Source organism: Fusobacterium sp. JB019 (genome assembly GCA_030673965.1).
Lineage (GTDB): Bacteria > Fusobacteriota > Fusobacteriia > Fusobacteriales > Fusobacteriaceae > Fusobacterium_B.
The window spans coordinates 1-21,296 of sequence record JAUTCN010000014.1; the positions used below are offsets into that span (position 1 = coordinate 1).

14 protein-coding genes are annotated in these 21,296 nt (G+C 25.2%); 4 read left to right on the top strand and 10 right to left on the bottom strand.

Annotated elements, in window-relative coordinates; all coding sequences use genetic code 11:
• From Q7K47_08265 to Q7K47_08290, 6 genes are all read right to left on the bottom strand, one after another.
• On the bottom strand, positions 1-2,002 hold a 2,002-nt coding region (locus Q7K47_08265), incomplete at its 3' end, for a filamentous hemagglutinin N-terminal domain-containing protein (GenBank protein MDP0507192.1).
• Positions 2,003-2,174: 172 nt separating this feature from the next.
• Positions 2,175-3,902 (bottom strand): ShlB/FhaC/HecB family hemolysin secretion/activation protein, encoded by a 1,728-nt coding sequence (locus tag Q7K47_08270; protein MDP0507193.1) that lies wholly within the window; start codon positions 3,900-3,902, stop codon positions 2,175-2,177.
• A 13-nt stretch (positions 3,903-3,915) separates the two neighbouring features.
• Positions 3,916-4,371: an OmpA family protein gene (locus tag Q7K47_08275; GenBank protein MDP0507194.1), complete on the bottom strand. Its 456-nt coding sequence runs from the start codon at positions 4,369-4,371 to the stop codon at positions 3,916-3,918.
• 11 nt (positions 4,372-4,382) lie between these two features.
• On the bottom strand, positions 4,383-5,051 hold the full coding sequence (locus Q7K47_08280) for a hypothetical protein (protein ID MDP0507195.1): 669 nt from the start codon (positions 5,049-5,051) through the stop codon (positions 4,383-4,385).
• On the bottom strand, positions 5,041-8,502 hold the full coding sequence (locus Q7K47_08285; GenBank protein ID MDP0507196.1) for an autotransporter outer membrane beta-barrel domain-containing protein: 3,462 nt from the start codon (positions 8,500-8,502) through the stop codon (positions 5,041-5,043). The genes Q7K47_08280 and Q7K47_08285 overlap by 11 nt, the downstream gene beginning before the upstream one ends.
• Positions 8,503-8,530: 28 nt before the next feature.
• Positions 8,531-9,388 (bottom strand): hypothetical protein, encoded by an 858-nt coding sequence (locus Q7K47_08290; GenBank protein ID MDP0507197.1) that lies wholly within the window; start codon positions 9,386-9,388, stop codon positions 8,531-8,533.
• Between the two features lie 212 nt (positions 9,389-9,600).
• On the opposite strand from Q7K47_08290, the gene Q7K47_08295 reads away from it, so the two are divergent.
• The 4 genes from Q7K47_08295 to Q7K47_08310 all read left to right on the top strand — a co-directional run bounded on the left by Q7K47_08295 (position 9,601) and on the right by Q7K47_08310 (position 15,543).
• Entirely contained in the window at positions 9,601-11,190 is a 1,590-nt protein-coding gene (locus tag Q7K47_08295) for an ATP-binding protein (GenBank protein ID MDP0507198.1), read from the top strand.
• 16 nt (positions 11,191-11,206) lie between these two features.
• On the top strand, positions 11,207-11,893 hold the full coding sequence (locus Q7K47_08300; protein ID MDP0507199.1) for a response regulator: 687 nt from the start codon (positions 11,207-11,209) through the stop codon (positions 11,891-11,893).
• A gap of 32 nt (positions 11,894-11,925) precedes the next feature.
• Positions 11,926-14,736: an EAL domain-containing protein gene (locus Q7K47_08305; GenBank protein MDP0507200.1), complete on the top strand. Its 2,811-nt coding sequence runs from the start codon at positions 11,926-11,928 to the stop codon at positions 14,734-14,736.
• Between the two features lie 150 nt (positions 14,737-14,886).
• On the top strand, positions 14,887-15,543 hold the full coding sequence (locus Q7K47_08310) for a hypothetical protein (GenBank protein ID MDP0507201.1): 657 nt from the start codon (positions 14,887-14,889) through the stop codon (positions 15,541-15,543).
• Between the two features lie 78 nt (positions 15,544-15,621).
• Here the strand turns inward: Q7K47_08310 and Q7K47_08315 are convergent, their stop codons facing one another.
• The 4 genes from Q7K47_08315 to Q7K47_08330 form a co-directional block, all read right to left on the bottom strand.
• A complete protein-coding gene (locus Q7K47_08315) occupies positions 15,622-16,779 on the bottom strand; it encodes an iron-containing alcohol dehydrogenase (protein ID MDP0507202.1) in 1,158 nt (385 codons plus the stop codon).
• A gap of 196 nt (positions 16,780-16,975) precedes the next feature.
• Complete coding sequence (locus tag Q7K47_08320; GenBank protein MDP0507203.1) at positions 16,976-17,608, bottom strand: NTP transferase domain-containing protein; 633 nt, start codon at positions 17,606-17,608, stop codon at positions 16,976-16,978.
• A 71-nt stretch (positions 17,609-17,679) separates the two neighbouring features.
• Positions 17,680-18,198: a hypothetical protein gene (locus Q7K47_08325; GenBank protein MDP0507204.1), complete on the bottom strand. Its 519-nt coding sequence runs from the start codon at positions 18,196-18,198 to the stop codon at positions 17,680-17,682.
• 161 nt (positions 18,199-18,359) lie between these two features.
• Positions 18,360-21,260, bottom strand: a complete 2,901-nt coding sequence (locus tag Q7K47_08330; GenBank protein MDP0507205.1) for an autotransporter outer membrane beta-barrel domain-containing protein — start codon at positions 21,258-21,260, stop codon at positions 18,360-18,362.
• Positions 21,261-21,296 lie beyond the last annotated feature (36 nt).

The following is a 21,296-nucleotide window of genomic DNA, read 5'->3' on the forward strand; positions in this document are numbered from 1 at the left end:
ATAATAATGTTCCTTTATTTGTAATATTTTTACTAGCATCAATATCTAAAGATTTATCTCCAGCAACAATAGTTCCATCATTATTAACGTTTTCTGTATTTATTGTTACTCCATTACCTTTTATTGATCCTTCATTTGAAACCAATTCAGAGGAAGTTATATTTGTCTCATCTGTAGAAATAATTCTACCTGAAGATTTATTAATTAAGCTTCCTTTTCCTGAAGTTTTCCCTGAAATATTAGTAGTTTCTGAATACGTTGATCCTTCATTTGTAAAACTATCTGAATTTATATTCAATCTAGTTGCTGCATAAATACTTCCTTTGTTATCTAAAGAAGTTGATGAAATCAAGGCTTCTCTAGAAGATTGAATTTTACCTGTCTCTGAATTTAATACAGAGTTAGAATTAATTATATTTAACTCTGATCCACTTAAAATTTTTCCACTATTTAATATATCGTTATAACCATCTATATTTACTAATACATTGGAAGATAATTCCCCTGTCTCCATATTAGTTAGGGAACCATTTCCTGAAATATTTAATTTATTTACGCCTAAAATTTTACCTGCATTGTCAATATTTTTAGATGCTATATTTAATATATCTCTTCCTGTAATAGCTTTTTTATTATAAATTTTCCCTGCGTCTATATCTACATTTGCAGCTATTATTGTTCCTTCATTGTATATTTGATTATTATCTGTATAAGAAATTGTTCCATCTTCTAACTTAGACTTTACATTAATGTCTAATGTTTTTCCTGAAACTATTAAAGAGTCTTCTCCATATACATTAACTTTTTCTGTATTTATTTCTACATTTTGAACCCTATTTTGGTCTTCATCCATAGATATTAACGTACTTCCATTGCTAACTTCTAACTCTTTACCTGAAATTTTAACATTATCTTTACCCTTAGCATAGCCATCATTTCCTTTAAATGATACTTTTCCTGTAGCATTAACTTTTAGATCTTTTTCAGCTAAAATTAATCCCTTATTACCATCTTGAGTAAAGTCACCTTCAACATTAACTTTTATATCTCCAACTCTAGTAGCTGCATTTTTTAATAATACATTACCTTTAGAGTCCACTGTTAAATCATCTATTGTAGCAACCATTTGACCTTTACTATTTACTCCAACTCCTTTATCAGTAGCAATTAAAGTAATTTTTCCAGCAGACATTGCTCCCAATTCACTAGCATCTATTCCATACTCATAATTACTAGTTGCACCTTCTTCACTTGTGTATTCCCCAGTTTCATAGTTAAAAGTATTGCTTCCTGTTAATATTTTTATTTCCTTAGTTGATCTATTTTCAGTTCTTCCACTATGAAGTGCTCCACCTATTTTTGAAGCTTTTGAAATTATATTAAAATAGTCAACTCTTGCTATATTAATAGAACCTCCACTTGCTAACTCAACTTGCCCATCAGTTATCTTGAAAACTATTCCACCATTTTCATTAATTTCATCAACTAATTTACCTGTAGTCATAGTTACTTTAGATGTATTTAAAAATCCACCATTACTTAAATATATTCCGTTAGGATTAGCTAATATGAACTCTGCTTCTTTTCCAGCTATTTCTATAAAACCTTCTATTTCAGATCTTGTTAAACCTGTAACTTCAGATAAAATTGTTTTAGCTTCTTTTCCAGCTTCAATATTAGGATTTCCATAAATTAATCCAGCTAAATCTGTTAACGTCATTTGAGATGAATTGTTTAAGATCATTCCATTTTCATCAACATTAAACTTTAAAAATTTATTATGAGATAAACCTCTCTCATTAGGTGTAACTATATCCACTTGATCAATATTATTCTTTGTTTTTCTTATTATAGCCTGATGTTTACTTAATGCATCTTCATCAACAATAACACCAGCTGCATAAGAAACAACATCCAGTGGACTAACTAAATTATAAATAGCCAAACTTATTAAACCACCTATAATTTTTTTACTCTTACTATCCAAATCTTTTTTCTTCATATGACCACCTCATACCTTTATTAAAAACACATAAAAATTATTATTTATACTTTATTTTCATTCTTACACATATTATTACAAATGATTCAATATATGTATATATTACTTAATTAAGCTAACCTTTCATAAGTAAAAAAAACTTCTCCAATTTAATTGGAGAAGTATTTTTATATTAAAAACTCATACTTCCTGTTAAATATATTCTACCTTTTTTATCTACTTCTAAGTAATCTGGATAGTAAATTGGTATTCCACAACTTACACTTATATTAGCAAAACTAATATCTTTATATAATCCAAAAGCTACTGAAGCAATTTCTTCGTTTGATAAATATTTTGGATTATTTTTATTTGAACTATTTTTTACAAATCCATAATCTATTCCTACATAAAATTTAGTTTGATTTAATTGTCTAGCTATAGGATTTTTAGATTCTGTTAAGAAAGTATAATTCAATTGATTTTTTACATATATACCTTTTTCTCCAGTTACTCCATCTTTAAATCCTCTTACTGTTACATCATCTCCTATTGACATCTTATCTCCACTATATAAAATATCTGGAGAATACTGTGAATCAAATGTAAATTCATAAGCTAACCCAAGATTCATGAAAGTAAATGGTTTATAATATCTTGTATAAAATTTAAACTTGTCATATTGACGTTTAGCTTGACTATTATACTTATCTTTATCAGCTCCTAAACTTCCTAAACCTCTCACATAGCTAAGTTTATTAAAAATACTTCCACCTGCTAAAATACCACTATAAGATAAATCTATTTGCTCACTAGCTGATTTATAACTACTTGTCTCAACAAAACTTTTTTCTATAAATGTTTTTGAATCTTTAAAGGCAAAAGTCGATCCTAATTTTATTTTTCCTTTACTTCCATCATATAAAGTTCTATTCAATTTAAATTTAGCACTAGAACTTTTAGATTCATTTAAAGAACTCGTTATTTTACCTGGTATAGTATTTCTTGTTTGTGAGTAATTATATGTAACCCCTGTTTCCCACCAACCAATAGGAAGAGTATAATCTGCAAAAACACTTCTACTATATCTTACAGAATCATCATCTAATGTAGAAGAACCTTGAACAAATAACGTGTCACTAGCTCCTAATACGTTTCCTGTAGACATTCCTACTTTAACACTATTTTTACCTGTGCCTTCACTACCTAAATTATCAAAATCCACATTTACGCTACCTAATTTAGTTTCATGTACATCTCCAATTATAATAGTTTGACCTATTTTTGTACCTGGATTTAATTTAAACTTACCTTGAGTATTTGGAGCAGAGCTTAAATTAGCTTCTGAATACTCTATCTTTTTAAGATTTACAGTATCTCCTTCTTTAAAGACTAAATTTAAATTTTCCTTTAATTTAGATTTATTTTTACTTCTATCAATTATTAACACTTTTTCTATTTTTCCCTCAAAAATCTTTAATTTTAATTCTCCTTGAGAAATATTTTGATTTATAGGTAAAGTCACACGAGCAGCTACATAACCTTTTTTAATATAACTATTTGTTATATCTTTAACTAAATTATGTATATCTCCCATACCTAAATCTTTCTTTGCATATTTTTTTACTATCTTTATTTTCTCTTTAACACTTAACTTATTAGCATTTATAAGAGTTATTTGTTTAATGTAAAATTTTCTTCCAGACTGAAATTGTACATCTTCTTTTTCTTTAACTTTTTCCTTTTCTTGTAACTCTTTTTTTAAAATATTTTTTATTCTTTTTTCTTCAAGCCGTTTTTCTTGCAGTTGCATTTCTCTATCACTATTATTTTGAGGTGAAGAGATAGAGTACGATACATTTTCTAATGCAAATGTCAGTCCAACTAATAAAAAAACCTTACTTAATGTCTTTTTTTTCATAAACTACTCCCCTCTAACTATCAGCTTCATCAAAAAATAATTCCACTCTTCTATTTTTTCTTCTATTTTCTGCAGTGTCATTAGGAACCACTGGATCACTTTCTCCCCTAGGAATAATTAAAAATTGAATTTTATTATCTTTAGGTAGTAAAGTTTTTACTACATTAGCTATTGTGTTAGCTCTTTTTCTTGATAAAATTACATTATATTCATCTGATCCATAGTTATCTGTATGACCTACGACCTTCAAAATTCCTTTTTTATCTTTTATTCTTTCTATCAACACCCTATTTATTTCTTCAACAATAAAAGTAGATTCTGCAAGAGTACTTTTATCAAAATCAAAAGTACCGCTTGTATCATCTATAACCATTAAAGGAATACTATAAACTGCAACTCTCACTCTTTCTTGAAAACTACTACAAGATACTAATAGAAATGCACATAATATTACAAATGTTTTTTTCATATTTTTCTCCTTTAAAATGCTATACTTCCTCTTAAAAATATCTCTTCTTCATCATTATTTTGAATTTCTTCCTTTAATATTCCTAAATCTAAAATATTATATTCTTCAATCTTACTCTCAGGAATTAAATAAGTAATTATTTTTTCTAATTTTTTAGCACTTATTTCTCCTGAACCATAAAAAATCTTTTTATAAAATTTTTCATATTTCATAATTCCTGTATCTTCGATTTTTAATTTTTGTTTTTCTTTCTTAGAATAATATTTATAACTTGTTTTTAAAGTTTTTATAGGAACATACATTATCATATCAATATGATCAAGACTTATTAAATATGATTTCTCATTTGTACTTACTATTCTTTCTTTGTCATCATATTTTGTAGTTATCTCGTATATTTTTTCATTTATAGCTTCTTCATCAATTATAAATTTATCTTTATTGTCAAAAACATTTCTGTATGTATATAATTTTTTATTAACTTTATTTTTATCTTTGGTAATTACTAAATAAAAATTTCTAACTATTGGATTTCCATTTATTTCATCAGTTACCTCATAAGTATATATTTTTTTATTAAGTTTAGTGGAATTTGACAAAACCTTTATTCTTATATTAGAAAATGCAGATGTTGACAGTATAACCATTAAAATCATAATTATATATTTTTTAAAATTCATAAGTAACACCTACCCTTCCTAAGGCTTGCCAGAAATTTTCTCCCATTTCAGCAGAAATTAGTCCATAAACAGAAAGTCTATCATTTATATCTATTTCTTGTTTCAAATCAACACTTAATATAAATCTTGGTAATTTAACTGAATAAATATCATATTTTGCTTTTTCATTAAAAATATAATAACCTCTTCTATTATCTATCATCCCATTAAAGAAATATTCTAAATTAACTCCTAATTCTGTAAATCTATTTTGATTCCTATGCTCCCATTTAGTTCCTAATTTAACATTTGGAATATTTTCTCTTAAAGATGGTAAGTTCATTATATAGTATTCGTTTCCTGTTTCCTTATATCCCTCTATATAATTAAATAAATAACCCAAACTAGCGTGAGTTCTTATTACACTATCTCTAGAAACTCTGTATTTATATTCACCTACTAGTCCTATATTAAATCCATAAGATTCATAATTAGCATTAACAATATATTCTTTTCCAGTGATACCTCTTTCTAATTTATGTTTATTTATAGAAGTTCCTACATACCCTCCAATTTTAAAATCTTCTATTTGATAAGCTGCATTAAAATTTAGTATATAAGAATTTAATTTTTCACTACTATTATATTTATATTTAACCTTGCTCTCTAAACCTGTAAATCCTAAACCTAAAATTATATTTTCTCTTATCTTATAATAACTATCTAATTTTCCTCCATAAGTATCATAGAAGAAATATCCTTTTTTATCTCCAGCTTTATAATTTCCAGATTTAACAATTGGTCCCGCATCTATATAATAAGGAATCTCTGCATTGTGAATTTTTTCTATAACTTTAAACTTATCTTTTAGATTTGTGGCCTCTGATAAGTATTTTTTATCTAAGAAGTTATAAGAGTAATTCCATACACCATTTTTATAAGAATCTGGTAAATTATCTCCCCCAGTTTTTCTTTTTAAAACCATACTTAAATCAGTTTTATCTGAAGATAATCTATAAGTTCCTTCCCAACCTGAAACATAGTTCAATACTTCAATATTATCTTCTGTTACCTTTATTTCTTCATTTGTATAAATGTTAGGGACAACAATTTCATCAACATCATCAGCTACAACATAAACACTGTCTAGTGGCTTATATGATAATTTACCTTGAATATCTAAACTATTTGCATGAACTGTACTTGTATATTTATTCCCATCAACATTATTTCTATTAACTTCTACTTCCATTGTAAGAGTTTTGTCTGTGGCAATTTCTAAATTTCCAGTATATGAACTAGTATCTTCATGCCCTGTAGCAAGGGTATTTCTAATTGGAGACTTTAATGTAGTGTCTTTCTTTATAGCAAATTCTCCACTAGTAATATCCATATGAGAAAATCCTTTTAAAGAATAATCTATATTATGAGTTGTCGAACTTGAAAAGTCATCTTTACCATAAAATCTTCCAACTCCACCTGAAGAAACAACTGTTCCTATAACTGTTGACTTTTCATCCATATATAAATTACTATCCTCTATACCCATATATATAGCAACACCGTCAGTAGCTGTATTAGAAACGTTTCCATTATTTATTACAGTTGCATCTTTTACTGCTTGAATACCATATGATTCTTTTGTTTCAACATTAATATTTCCATCATTTTGTAAAGTTGTTCCATCTAAACCAACTAATCCAGAAGAATCTACACCTTTTATTGTTATGTTTCCTGTATTAATTGCTTTTTTTATAGAGTTTCTAGCAAAAGCTCCCATTGATCCCTTTGCATCTGAATCTATAAGAACATCTCCAAAAACTTTAACCTCTTTATTTCCTACTGAAGATACATATAAATCTGTTCTTCCTGAAGTGAAATCTCCAGCATTAACATCAAAGGCTATTATTCCCTCACCTTTAATTTTTATACCACCTGTATTTAAAACACTTATATTTTCATTTTCATAGTAAACACCTATTTGATTTTTTCCACTTAATGTTATTTCCCCTGTGTTTGATATTGATTTTCCATTAGGGTTATAAATAGCTACACCATTAGTATCATTCATTTTTATTGTTCCACTATTTATAACTTGAGCTCCATTTTTTGAATGAACTGCAAAGTTTTGCTGTCCACCTTGAATATCTATATTTCCTTGATTTTCAACAATACCTGTATTTGGAGTTACTACTCCTGAACTATTTGTGTTGTCTTCTACATAAATTATTTTGTTTTGAATTCCATTTACAGCTACAACATCTCCTCTATTTATACCTCTTGTAATAGTTCCTGTAACTTTAAATGCTCCTGAATCTCTTGATCCATCTTTTATTAATATTCTTCCAACACTCTCAACTAATGAACTTTTCTCTTCATCTGTTGCAAATGCCCAGTTATTAATTCCATGAATTATCACATCTCCTGTATTTTGTAACTGACCTGGATTAAGATTATAATACTTTATACCGGTACCTTCATTTCCTTCAATAGTAACTGTTCCACTATTATGAAGTCCCTCTATATTTATTCCAACAATACCAATACCTTGGTTTCCTGTTATTTTTATATTACCTGTATTTATTACTGAACCTGCAATTTTAGTTCCAACTACAACTTTATTCTCACTAGCTAGACCATAATTTATATTTCCTGTTAACTCAATATTTCCATGGTTTTCAACTTGGCCACCTTTAGAAGATAATATTCCTCTTAAAGAACTTCCAGTTCCTATAATTCTTCCTGTAGCTGTATTTATAGAAGTTGTTTTATTTGCAGTTCTAGTTACTCCTATTTCTTCTGGACCATTCATTCCTGTTAAAGTATTTCCTATTAAATTTATTGTTCCACTATTTTTTTGAACTCCGTCAATACCTTCATTATGCAATATTTCCATTCCTGAATTTTTAGAATATCCATTAACATTTATAATCCCTTTATTTTCTGAGGTTCCACCTTTTAAAGTCATACCAGATGCTAAAATAGAACTATCCGATATATTAATTACCCCTGTAGTATCATTTATCATAGTTACACCACTACCAGTATTCCCTCCATGTCCTATCATACCTATAACTTCTTTACCTATAATTTCTATTTCACCTTTATTTGTTATAGTTGCTGTATTTGAAGCATTTGGATCTGTAGGTTCAGAGGAATAACTTGAATTTATTCCTGTTCCACCTTCTATAGAATCTATAATTATTTTTTTATTCTCATTATTTATTATTGTTGCATCTATACCTCTAATACCTGTTAAGTTAGCATTGTTTGTAGGGTCATTTCCGTTTACTTTTATTTCAGCATCATTAATTAATGTATCTCCTGCTCCCCCTTCCAAAGCTTCTCTTTCTGCTTTGGAAGGGTTATTTGTATTATTTACTTCTATGTTTACTGATTGTATTTTATCTGTAGAGTATGCTAAATTACTTAAAATAAATATTCCAATACATATTCTTTTCCATCTTTCCATCCCGCACTCCTTTTCACATCAAACACATTTATTTTTTAGAGTTCTCCGCTAAATATCCTTCTACAATCTTGTCTATATCGTATTTCTCATTTATTTTTTTTAGGACATTTGTCACTTCTGCTTTAACTTTATTTTCATAAATTAAATTTTCTATAGCTTGATGAACTTCTTCTAATTTTTTACCTTCTAAATCTTTTTTATTATTTTCGTATACTTCCTTTATTTCTTCCTCTGTTACTTTAACATTTTTCTTTGCTTCAGTTAAAATATAGTAATCATTTACTTTTCTTCTTTTTAATACAGTCATTTCCTCTTTTTGCTTTTTAGATTTGAAGTTTTCATTTGCTTCTTTGTATATAGCTTTTGAAAGTTCAATATCCAATTCTTTTCTTTGTTTCTCTATTTCTTCTTTGCTTAATCCTTCTCCTATCTTATATTTATCTTTTATAATAAGGATTTCTTTTGAAAGTTGATCTTTTAATTTAGCTCTTCCTATTAAATTTTCTATAGCATCGCTCACTTCTTCTAATTTCTTCCCATTTAAATCTTTTTTATTTGCATCGTATATTTCTTTTATTTCTTCTTTTGTTACTTTTACTTTTTCTCCAGCTTTAGATAAAATATAGTAATCATTGACTACTCCTCTTTCTAAAGCTTCTAATTTTTCTTTTTCTTCTTTATTATCTTTAACTGATTTAAAAGCTTCTTTATAGCTAGCTTTACTTAGTAATATTTCTAGAATTTTCTTCTTATTATCCCCTGCAACTTTAAGTTCTTCCTTTGTTAATTTCATACTCTCCTCCTTAGTACCACCGTTTATCCCGCATCCTAGTAACATTAATAAACTTAAACTAGTTAAAACTTTTTTAAAATTAATTTTTTTCACAGTCCCACTCCTTTCAATCTAAAATATAACTCCCTTATTATTAACTACATATATTAAGTTAATTATTACAAAAATACATATAAATGTATATATTTTGTAATTAATAAAACCTTTCGTAAGTAAAATAAATAAACAACCCTTTATTAAATTTTTTTAAATATGCTATAATTAATTACTGTAATATAGTTTAATTTTTAAGAAAGGAGCATTTTATGAAATTTTCAGAAAAATTATTTATAAAACAATTTAAGACTTTAAATTTAATTTCTTTAATACTAATAATGTTTATTTCTGCTTTCATCACTTATAATTTAACTATATTAAATTTAAATAGAAAAAAATCAGATGAAATCAAAACTATTGCTTTTTTACTTTCAAAAAATTCTTTAGTAGTAGAAACTCTTAAAAGTAAAAAAAATAGTAAGTTATTAAATGATTATTTAGACCATATAATTATCTATAACCCTAAAATTGATGTTATTACTTTAAATGACACTAATGGAGTAAGGTTTTATCACATTAATAAAAATAAAATAGGTACTAAAACTAACTTTGATTTTGAAAAAATATTAAAAAGAAAAGATAATTCCATTATTAATAATTTTAAAGATGAGTTAGGTCTTCAAAAAATTGCATTTAATAAAATATATTCTAAAAATGATGATTTTATTGGATTTATTTCTGTTTCCGCATTAAAAGAAAATGCTTTATTTTCTTTTAAAGAATTAGCTTTAACATATGGTTTACTTAGTCTTTGTATTTTAATATTTGGAACTTTAATCTTAAATTTAAAATTAAAATTAATAAAAAAATTCTTATTAGGATATAATCCTAGTGATTTTAAAGAAAATTTCTTAATTCGAAACAATGTTTTAGATTCTATTGATGAAGGTATTATTTCAACTAACTTAAAGGGTGAGATTACTTTTTTAAATAAAACTGCAAAAAATTTATTAGATTATAATCGAACCTCATATAAAAAAAATATTTATACTTTATTCCCAGAAGCAAAAATTTCTAAAATACTTGAAACTGGAAAACCAGAAATAAATAATGAAATCTATCTTAAACAAAAATATATGCTAATCACTAAATTACCTGTTATGGAAAATAATAAAATATCTGGAGTTATTTTACTTATTAAAAATAAAACAGAAATGATTTCATTAGCAGAAGATTTAACTGGTTCTAATCATCTTGTAAAAGCTTTAAGAGCAAATACTCATGAATTTAAAAACAAAATGCATGTTATCCTTGGTTTACTAGAAATTAAAGATATAGATGCTGCAATAAACTATATTTCTTCCATTAGTAGTTCTACTAATAACTTTGGATTTATTTTAAAAGTAATACAAAACAAAATTATTGCCGCTCTTATTTATGGAAAATTTAACTATGCTAAAGAATGTAATATAAATTTAACTTTAAATAAAAAAAGTTTTTTGCCAAATAATAATGATTACATAAACAACCAAGATTTAGTTACAATAATTGGTAATCTTTTAGAAAATTCTATTGATTCAATTAATCAAAATAAAAATTCTGATGATAAAGAAATAAATTTATTTATCTCTAGTACAAATAAAGCTTTTATTATCACTGTAGATGATACTGGAATTGGAATTCCTGATAAAAATCTAAAAAAGATATTTCAAAGAGGATTCTCTACTAAGGGAAATAATAGAGGAGTTGGTCTAGATTTAATTAAAAATATAGTTGACAAAAAAAATGGAATGATTAACATTGACTCTGAGATTGATGTTGGTACATCTATAACAATTATTCTTAAAAAAAATAAATGAGAGGTGGTTTAAACTTATGATAAATACTATAATCGTTGAAGATGATCCTATGGTTTTAGAAATAAATAAAAACTATTTAAATTCTAATGAGAATATTAAATTAATTAAAACTTTTTCAAATGGAGCTGACGCTTTAGAATTTTTAAAAATAAATTCTAATATACAATTAGCTTTAGTTGATTGCTTTATGCCAAAATTAGATGGTCTTTCTTTACTAAAAAAAATAAGAGAATTAGGAATTCAAACTGAAATTATCATGATTACTGCTGCAAATGATTACGAAAGTATTAATAAAGCTGTTCGTTTTGGAGCTCTTGATTACCTAGTTAAACCATTTGAATTTAATCGTTTTCAAGAGGCTATTAATAAATATTTTAAAAAATATGAAGTTCTAAAGAAAGATAAGGCCTTCGATCAAAATCAAATTGATTCTTTATTTAATAACAAAAAAACAACTTCTCCACTAAAAAATAAAATGAAATATGAAAAAGGAATTAATCCTAAAACATTAGATTTAATAATAGAATACTTTAAAAAACATTTACATAAAAAAATAACTAGTGATGAACTTTCTGCTGAACTTAATCTATCTGCAGTTACAATTAGAAGATATTTAAATTATCTAGTTGAACATGACAGTTTAGAGTTTGAGATAGATTATGAAACTGGAGGAAGACCTTGCAATAAATATTTTCTAATTTAATTATTAAAACAAAAGAATGGGGGGAATTTGTTATGATAATAAAAAAATATTTTCTATCTTTTTTAATTTGTTTTACATTTTTAATTAATTTTAACAATACTTTTTCCCAAAAAAATATTGTTAAAGTTGGAGTTTTTGATAATCCTGTATTACACAACAATAAAACTAATGGTTATCTTGATGAATATTATAAACTTATTGAAAAATATACAGATTTAGAAATCGAATATGTTTACGATGATTGGGACTCTCTTACAGAAAAATTAAAAAGTAAAGAAATTGATTTGCTTGGATTTGTAACCTTCACTGAAGAAAGAGCTAATTATTTTGATTACTCATTCTTTAATATAGGAAGAATCTCTTCTATGATTTCTACTTATAAAGATAACAATGTCACTCCTGATAAAGGATTTTCTATTTTAAAAAATAAGAAAATAGGTTGTGTTAAATCAACTATCAATGAAACCAAAATAAAAAAGATTTTAAAAGAAAATAATATTTCAAGTCAAATCATATTTTTTAAAAATAAAAGAGCTATGTTTCGTGCTTTAAAAAATAAATATTTAGATTTTGTTATAGATGATAATGTAAGACCTATATACGATTTTGAAAAGATACTCTTTAACTTTTCTTTTGAAAAAACATATTTTGTTACAAAAAAAGGAAATACTACTTTATTAAACAAAGTAAACTATGCTCTTAATAAAATTTTTACAGAAAACCAAAATAAAATTAAAAAACTAGAATTTAAATTAAATAAAGAAGAAGAAACTTTTTTAAAAAATCTTCCAATACTAAATGTTGGGTTTATTCCTAATAATGGATATCTATCTAGAAAAAATGGAACTCATATTAAAGGAATTGATGTAGATATTCTTAATATTATATCTAAAAAATTAAATCTAAAAATAAATAAAATTCCTGTTACTAATATTGAAGAAGCTAAAGAGTTAATGAAACAAGGAAAATTAGATATTATGGGAGGAGTTAGTTATGAAAATCATTTTAATAAATCTTTCTACTTTTCTGTCCCTTATTATAATTCACGGTATTATATTATAAAAAATAAAAATATATCTAATTCAAATAAATTTTCTGCTGCTTTTTCAGAAAATTCAAAACCTGTTTTATATAATGTCTTAAATGATTATAATTTTGAAAAAATATCAAATTATAGCCATATTAATACTTTATTAAAAAACATTAATAAAAACAATAATAATTTTACTGTTTTAGAATCTGATGTAGCTGACTATTATTTAAGAAATAATACTTATAAAAATTTAATTATAGATTTAGCTCCTTACAGGCATTTAAAATCCCTTGCTATTTCTAAAAAATTACCTTTTTATTTTTCTACAATAATTAATAAAACTATATGTAATCTAGATGAAAATACCATTCATGAAATTGTATTAAAAAATAAAATTTATGATGATAATTTCAGCCTTTTCAATAAAATAAATATATCTAAAACACAATTATTAATTTTTTATGAACTTATTTTAGCTTTATTTTTCATTATAATATTATTATTTTATTTTAGATATAAATCTATAATCAACTTTAAAAACCTTAAAACTTTTGATGAAATTACTGAAAGTTATAATTTTTATGAATTCGAAAAGAAAGTTCAACCTATTTTAAAAAATATTAGCACTCAGCAATACTTTTTAATTTCTTTAGAAGTTAGTAATTTAGATTATATTTGTGAAATATATGGTTTTAAATACAAAAATATAATTTTAAAGTTAATTAATGATACTATTCAAAATAACCTAGGTTCTTCTGAGTATTTTTGTAGAACAGATTTAAAAAGTTTTATTGGATTTGGAAAATTTAATAATACTAAATTACTAAAAGAAAGATTCACTGTTGTTGAATCTAAAATTAATAAAGAGATTAAAAATAAGCTTAATAAAGATATTGATATTATCTTTAAAAATGGAATTTTTATAATAAATGAAACTATTTCTTTAGAAAAAGCTATTTCCAATTGTTATTACACTAAAAAATTTAATCCTGAATATTTTTCTTCAATTACATATTTTTATAAAGATAACTATAAAAAATTAAATTTATTTAATGAAAAGATCAAATATTCTGCCAAAAAAGCTTTTTTAAATAAAGAATTTAAAATCTATTATCAACCTAAAATTAATTTAGAAACTAACTCTATCATTGGAGCTGAAGTGTCAATCCTTTGGAAAAATTCTGATTTTGGAATTGTTCCAAATGAAATATTTTATCCTATTTTCATTAAAAATGGATTTATTAACGAGCTCAATCTTTATATAATGGAAGATGTTTGTAAGAAATTAGAATTTTTAAATATTAAAGATATTAAAGATATTTCTATATCTTTTGATTTTCCTATCAATTTTTTTGAAAATGAATATACTCATAGTTATTTAGAAATTTTAAACAAATATAATTTTAAACGTAGTTTGATGAAAATTGAATTATCCAATATAAAACTTGAATCTGATTTAAAAAGTTTAATAGAAAAAATAGATAGAATTAAAAGTTTAGGCTTTAATATTTATTTAGATTTATTTAAAAATGAATTTCTTTCTATTAAAAACATTGATAAATTAAATTTAAATTACCTTAAATTTAACAAAAGTTTTCTTGATAATTTAGAAAAAAATGATTTAGAAAAAGAAATAATTAAATCAATTATTAGTTTTTCAAATATAAATAAAATTCCTATCATTTATACTGGAATTAACAATGAAGAAAAACTTAATTATGTTAAAAATTTAAATTGTAAATATGTTCAAGGTAATTTTTTCTATCCTCCATTAAAATTTGAAGAATTTTATAAACTTATAAGAAAATAAAAAAATCTATTCCTTCAACTTAAAGTTGAAGGAATTTTTTTTAATATAAGTAATATAAGTAATATAAGTAATATAAATAATAAAGTATTCATAAAAAATGGTATAATTAAATATTAAAAGAATTTAGGTTATAAAAAAAGGGGGGATAATATGAAAAATTATATTTTTGAAAGAATATCTATAAAAATAAATGGAATAGACAAAATTTATAGTATACCTAAAATAAATAAATGCCCTTTTTGCGAAGAGGAAATAGCTCCATATGTACTTTCTAAAACTGATACAGATATGAGTACCAGAACTTTTGCTATAATAGCTCAATGCCCTTGTTGTAATAAATATTTTACAATGGCCTACAATTTACCATTTGGAACTAAAATTCCAGAATTAATAGAATATAAATATAACCGAAAGCTTGATTTAAAATTAAGTACTGAATTAGAAAAGATTTCTAAAAAATTTATAAAAATCTATAAAGAAGCATTAACTGCTGAATTGTATAAGTTAGATACTATAGCAGGTCTCGGATTAAAAAAAGCTATTGAATTTTTAATAAGAGATTATCTAATTAATATAAAAAAATTAAATAAAAAAAATATGTTAGAACTTCCTTTAATTAAAATTATAAAAAATATAGATGACGAAAAAATTGTAAAACTAACATCCTCTTATTCATGGATAAACTATAATGACTTTTATAACTCTTCTTTCGAAAAAAAAGATATCGAGGAAATGAAAAAACTAATCGATATTCTTTCTAAATATTTTATATACAATATGTTAATAGACGAAAATGAAAGTTATTAAAAAAAATTAAACTTAAATAGAAAGGAAGGTCTATTGATAAATAGCCCTTCCCTTTTTCATATAAATCTCTCCTTAGTTTTATATATTTCTTGCCGTTTTTCCATAGTAAGCAGCTCTATAGATGTCTTCCACATCTTTTGGAGAAGAATTTCTAGGATTAGTTGCTGTACAAGGATCTTCAAAAGCATTTTTACTCATTCTTTCTAAAACTTCATTGAACTTTTCTTGTGAGATTTCTACTTCTGTAACCTCTTGTAAACTATTAGGTATTCCTATTGACTTATTTAATTCTTTTAAACTTTCTACTATATTTAATATTCCTAATTCTTTTTCAAGTTTATTATACTTATAAGTAGCTTTTCTATTATATTCTATTACATAGGGTAATAGAATTGCATTTGCTAAACCATGAGTTATACCAAATTCTCCACCTAATTTATGTGCTAAACTATGCACAAGTCCTAAAGAAGAATTTGTAAATGCCATTCCTGCAAGGGCAGATGCATTATGCATTCTTTCTCTTATTTTTAAATTCCCACCATCTTTATAAGCTATTAATAAGTTATCATATACTAATTTTATTGCTTCTAATGCTAAGGGATCTGTATAAGAAGTTGCATTAGTTGACACATAGGCTTCAATAGCATGGGTCATTACATCCATACCTGTATTAGCTGTTATACTAGGTGTCATTTTTGATGGTAGAGCTGGGTCAAGAATAGCAATATCTGGAGTTATTTCATATGATACTAATGGATATTTTATATGATTTTTAACATCTGTAATTACTGAAAAAGCAGTTATTTCAGAAGCTGTTCCACTTGTTGATGGAATCGCTACAAATTTAGCTTTTGTTCTTAGCTTTGGAAATTTAAAATTAACTAAATCCTCAAATTTTGTATCAGGATATTCATAATAAACCCACATTATTTTAGCAGCGTCTAAAGCTGATCCTCCACCAATTGCAACAATCCAATCAGGACCAAATTCAGCTAATTCTTTTCCACCTCTAATAACTGTCTCAATAGATGGATTTGGCTCTACACCATCTATTATGGAAACTTCCATCCCTGCTTTTTCAAGTTGTTCTTTTGTTGCATCAAGAAAACCAAATTTTTTCATAGAATTAAATCCTGTAACTAATGTCGCTCTTTTCCCTTTTAAAGTAGATAAATATTCAATTGTATTTTCTCCGAAAACAATATCCTTTGGAACTCTAAACCATTTTAACTTCATTACTATTCCCTCCTAAATATAAATTAATTCTGATTATATAATAAAATTGCAATTTAATTTGCTTACCCACTGTAATAAGTTAACATAAATTCCATATTTTCAAACGCTTTTTTAACTATTCTAAGCTTTCAAAAGTAAAAAAAAAGTTGTCCTCACTACTGAGTACAACTTTTTTAACATACGTTTAATTTAATTTTTATGCTTTCTCTTCATTTTCAAGAATTTTTGAATAAATTGTTTCTGTTACTTCCTTAAAGTCTTCTTTTGTTTCTATTCTAGCCCATAACATATCTTCTGTCTTTTTATAAGCTATCTCACTATTTAATTTTTCTAAAACTTCCCCGTAAGTTAAATCCTTGTTACTTTCATGAACTTCAAACATTTGAGAAAATAATGAATTAGAAAGTTTATCCATTCCTATTGATTTTTCCTCTTCATTTACTAAAATTTCATTTTTATTTTTAGAATCTATTAAATGATTAGCTAAATTTTTTTCAAAAATTAAATCTCCTTCTAAAAGAAAAACAGAATCTTCATCTTTTATGCTTTCTTTAGCACAATAAAAACTTTTCATAGTATCAGTATTAAAATAATTAAGATTTGCAACAGTTTCAATTCCCTCATATTTTTTATCTAAAAGTTCAAAGAACTCTTTTAAATATCCAGTAACTAAAATTATTCTTTTAATTCCTACTCCGTTTAAAGTCTCTATAGTTCTTTCTATTAATGGTTTTCTGTTAATTGGCATAAAAGCTTTTGGAAAATCTCCCCTTGTAATATTTTCTAATTTAGTACTCATCTTATCCACAAGTATAATTGCTGTATTCATCTTCTCTCCTCGTATAATAGTTTTATTTAAATTATACATAAATAAAAGAAAAGCTTCAATGATTTTTTTATTTATAAGATTTTTAAAATCTCAATATCTTTAATTTTTAAGTTTTTTTGTTCTCCTTTAGTGGATACCTTTAAATTATTATAGTAAGTATTTTTATCTCTTTCGAAAACTAGTGGAAATATATCTATAACTTCTTCATTATATAATATTTTAATCATTTTCTTATTTTTTATAGCATATTCTAGTTCTCTAAACAAAGTTGCATTTAATAATTTTTCTCTAATACTTGGATGAGTATTAGAATAATCAATTAAAAGAGTTCTTATAAATTCATTCTCTACTTCTATTTTAGAAAATTTTAACATCTCATAAAACAAAGAAAAATTTTTATTATTAAGATTGAAACAAACAGAAATTTTTTTATCAAAAATAGAAGTTTCTATCTTTCTTATTTTATTAAAACCAACTCCTGCTAAAATTTTATTATATATTGCATCCTTTGAAATAGAAAAATAATTCTTATCTTTTTCTACTATTTCCACAACATATCTAGGTAAAGATATTTTAATTTTTTTATTCATAAAGAATCCTTTCTTTCTTAACCTTATTACATAATTGAAATTATAATAGAATAATTTCTGTAATAAATATTCTACCAAAAAAAACTTAATTTTAAAAGATTATTTTAAAAAACAAAATGCTAGTGCTTTTAGGCACTAGCATTTCTTAAATCATTTATTTTTTAGAATTTATATGTAAATCCTAAATTTATATTATTATTTCTGTAATTATCATTTTTTTCATATTCATATCCTGCTCTTAATGAAAAATCTTCTGTGACACTATACTCTGTATCAAAATTAAATGATAATGTTTTTCTACTATAATCTAATTTTTCTACTTCTAAATCATAACCTGATACTTTTCTTTTATTATGGAATGTATCTTCGCTATTATATTTATAAGTTACACCGTAGTTCCAACTAATCTTAGCTTTTCTATTTTTTAGTTGTAAACCTATAGTTCCCACGTATCCATCACCATTTGCACTTTCTAATTTTACACTATCTTTGTACCTATAGCTTTCTTCAAAAACATTTACATATTCTAAACCTATAGTTGGAACTAATTTTGTTTCATCTGTTAAATCGTTTTCTAAATCAAAAGTATATGAACCTTCTATTCCTGCTTTTAAAATATGTGAATCATATTTTCCATCCTTTATTCCACTTACAAAATTTGTCTTAGCCTTATGATTTGATAATCCATATCCTAAATCTAAAACTACATTTAGATTATTATTTTCATATTTTGTAAATATTTCTGTATTATATGAATCTATTATTTCTGTATGATTTTGACTAGGAGCTACTACACTTATATTTTCTATTCTTACACCATTATATTTAACTTCATTTTTTTCATAAGAAACAGCTGTTCCTAGTGATAATTTTTTGTTTGCTTTATACATATATGTGAAAGCTACACCATCTGTATTTATATCATAATCATAGTTATATGATTTACTTCCCATAAATCTACTTTTCCCCTTTGTTCCTAAGTAATCTGCTGTAAATGCATCTTCCCCTATGCTAAGATCTAAATTGTTTGATAACACTAAATCATTTTTAATTTTATTTAATGTTTCCATAGAATCTAAATCAACTCTGTTTCTTGGAATTAATATTTTTGAAGTTACTTTTGTTGATGGCACCAAGTCTATCATTGGTGTTACTTTTGTTACTGGTACCAAGTCTGTCATTGGAATTATTTTTGTTGCTGGTACTAAGTCTATCATTGGGATTGACCCTGAATATTTTTGATCTAATAAAATAGAACCATTTAAGCCTACTCTGTCTCCCACTGTCATTGTTCTCCAGTTACCGCTCACATCAAATAAATCTTTTGTTTCAAATAACGTTGGATCAACTACTTGAGCTCCACTTACTGTTGCTAGTCCTTTTATTCTAAACTCATCAATATTAGCATCACTTTTTTTTGCTTCATCTATAATATTACTAGTTGTTGTTCCTTTATTTACTAATACTATATGACCATTTGAAGTCTTTGAAATTGTGTTTGCTATTATTTTTCCTGTTTTATCAGTTCCAGCTTTATCTATTCCATCATAATCTACTCCAATATTTATTGTCCCATCAACTGTTAAATCTCCAGGAACTCCACTTGCATCATTAATCTTATAAGACATGTATCCACCTGAAGCAGAACTTTCATAATCACTGCCATTTGATACTTCTAAATTATACGTTCCTTTAGCTATAATATCACCTGTTACTACTAATTTTTCAAAATTATGAACTGAATTATCTCCAACATCAACAGTTCCATTATCTGATAATACTAAAGTATCTTCTCCTTTTAATCCATCAGTTAGTCCTCTTAAAAAAGTGCCTGCTCCAAGTTCTAATATAGAATTGCTATCATCCATCTCTATTGCTATTTTACCATCAGCATTTATTATCCCTGAGTTATAGAAATTAGTATTTATAGCCTTAATTCCTTTCCCACTTGTTACATTTATTATACCTGTATTTTTACAGTTTGTAGTATTTTCTATAAACATACCTATACTATCATCTACATTTATTTCTCCTTCATTTAATAAATAACTTCCATGTGAATTTTTAACATACATTCCATAACCATTATTTTTAACAGATATTATACCTTCTTTTTTATTTACTCCTTTTAAACTATAATTTTCCATAAACATTCCTGTACCATTATTTACCTCTATTAACCCTTCATTTACTCCTCCATTTGAATCCCACTCTTGATACATTCCAAATCCCTTTGTAACTCTAATAGTTCCTTTATTGATAGTTTCTTTCCCATAAATACCAGCACATATCCCTTTTCCTTCTCCCTCAACTATTATAATTCCCTCTTTTTCATTAATTACATCAGAATTCTCTGTTGCAAGCAATCCACCTGATATTTTTTTTCCTGTAACTTTAATTATACCTTTATTTATTCCTTTTGAATTCCAATTTGAATTTATTGCGTATGTTCCATTAATAATATTTATAGTTCCTTCATTTATTCCTTCTGAATTTTTTTCTAAAAATATAGCATTAGCCGCATTACTATTAACATTAATAATCCCATTCTTTTTATTTATCAAAAGGGGCTTTTCTATTGATTCTATCTCACTATATGAAATCATTCCTTCACCCATTTCTCCTACAGTTATCTTTCCCTCATTTATTCCTTTTCCTGTTTCTCCTACTCTTATTCCTGTTCCACCTTGAGAAAGATCTATAGTTCCATTTACATCGTTTATTCCCACTGAATCTTTCCCTGTAACAAATATTCCTGTACCTCCTACAATACCTAATCCTGGAATAGGTAATAATTTTATGCTACCTGAATTTATCCCTTTTCCTCCATCTTCTACTCTTATTCCCTCATTATAATTAGAACTTGTTATTGTTCCTTCATTTATTGCAGTCCCACCTTCCTTTGATTTTAATATAATTTCACCAGGATTTTGTAATAAAATATCTTCTGTATTTTTTACTATTTCCTCTCCTGTTGCAATTTTTCCAAGTTCTTGTGTGCTATTTGCAAATATAGATTGTTGAGCTGCTAATATTACACAAATACAAATTAACTTCTTCATTAAATTCCCTCCTTATTTTTTTGATACAATTATTAA

Excerpts from the sequence above, each read along its gene's own strand:
- Q7K47_08270 (MDP0507193.1), bottom strand. The coding sequence starts at position 3,902 with ATGAAAAAAAAGACATTAAGTAAGGTTTTTTTATTAGTTGGACTGACA.
- Q7K47_08275 (MDP0507194.1), bottom strand. The coding sequence starts at position 4,371 with ATGAAAAAAACATTTGTAATATTATGTGCATTTCTATTAGTATCTTGT.
- Q7K47_08280 (MDP0507195.1), bottom strand. The coding sequence starts at position 5,051 with ATGAATTTTAAAAAATATATAATTATGATTTTAATGGTTATACTGTCA.
- Q7K47_08285 (MDP0507196.1), bottom strand. The coding sequence starts at position 8,502 with ATGGAAAGATGGAAAAGAATATGTATTGGAATATTTATTTTAAGTAAT.
- Q7K47_08295 (MDP0507198.1), top strand. The coding sequence starts at position 9,601 with ATGAAATTTTCAGAAAAATTATTTATAAAACAATTTAAGACTTTAAAT.
- Q7K47_08300 (MDP0507199.1), top strand. The coding sequence starts at position 11,207 with ATGATAAATACTATAATCGTTGAAGATGATCCTATGGTTTTAGAAATA.
- Q7K47_08305 (MDP0507200.1), top strand. The coding sequence starts at position 11,926 with ATGATAATAAAAAAATATTTTCTATCTTTTTTAATTTGTTTTACATTT.
- Q7K47_08310 (MDP0507201.1), top strand. The coding sequence starts at position 14,887 with ATGAAAAATTATATTTTTGAAAGAATATCTATAAAAATAAATGGAATA.
- Q7K47_08315 (MDP0507202.1), bottom strand. The coding sequence starts at position 16,779 with ATGAAGTTAAAATGGTTTAGAGTTCCAAAGGATATTGTTTTCGGAGAA.
- Q7K47_08320 (MDP0507203.1), bottom strand. The coding sequence starts at position 17,608 with ATGAATACAGCAATTATACTTGTGGATAAGATGAGTACTAAATTAGAA.
- Q7K47_08325 (MDP0507204.1), bottom strand. The coding sequence starts at position 18,198 with ATGAATAAAAAAATTAAAATATCTTTACCTAGATATGTTGTGGAAATA.
- Q7K47_08330 (MDP0507205.1), bottom strand. The coding sequence starts at position 21,260 with ATGAAGAAGTTAATTTGTATTTGTGTAATATTAGCAGCTCAACAATCT.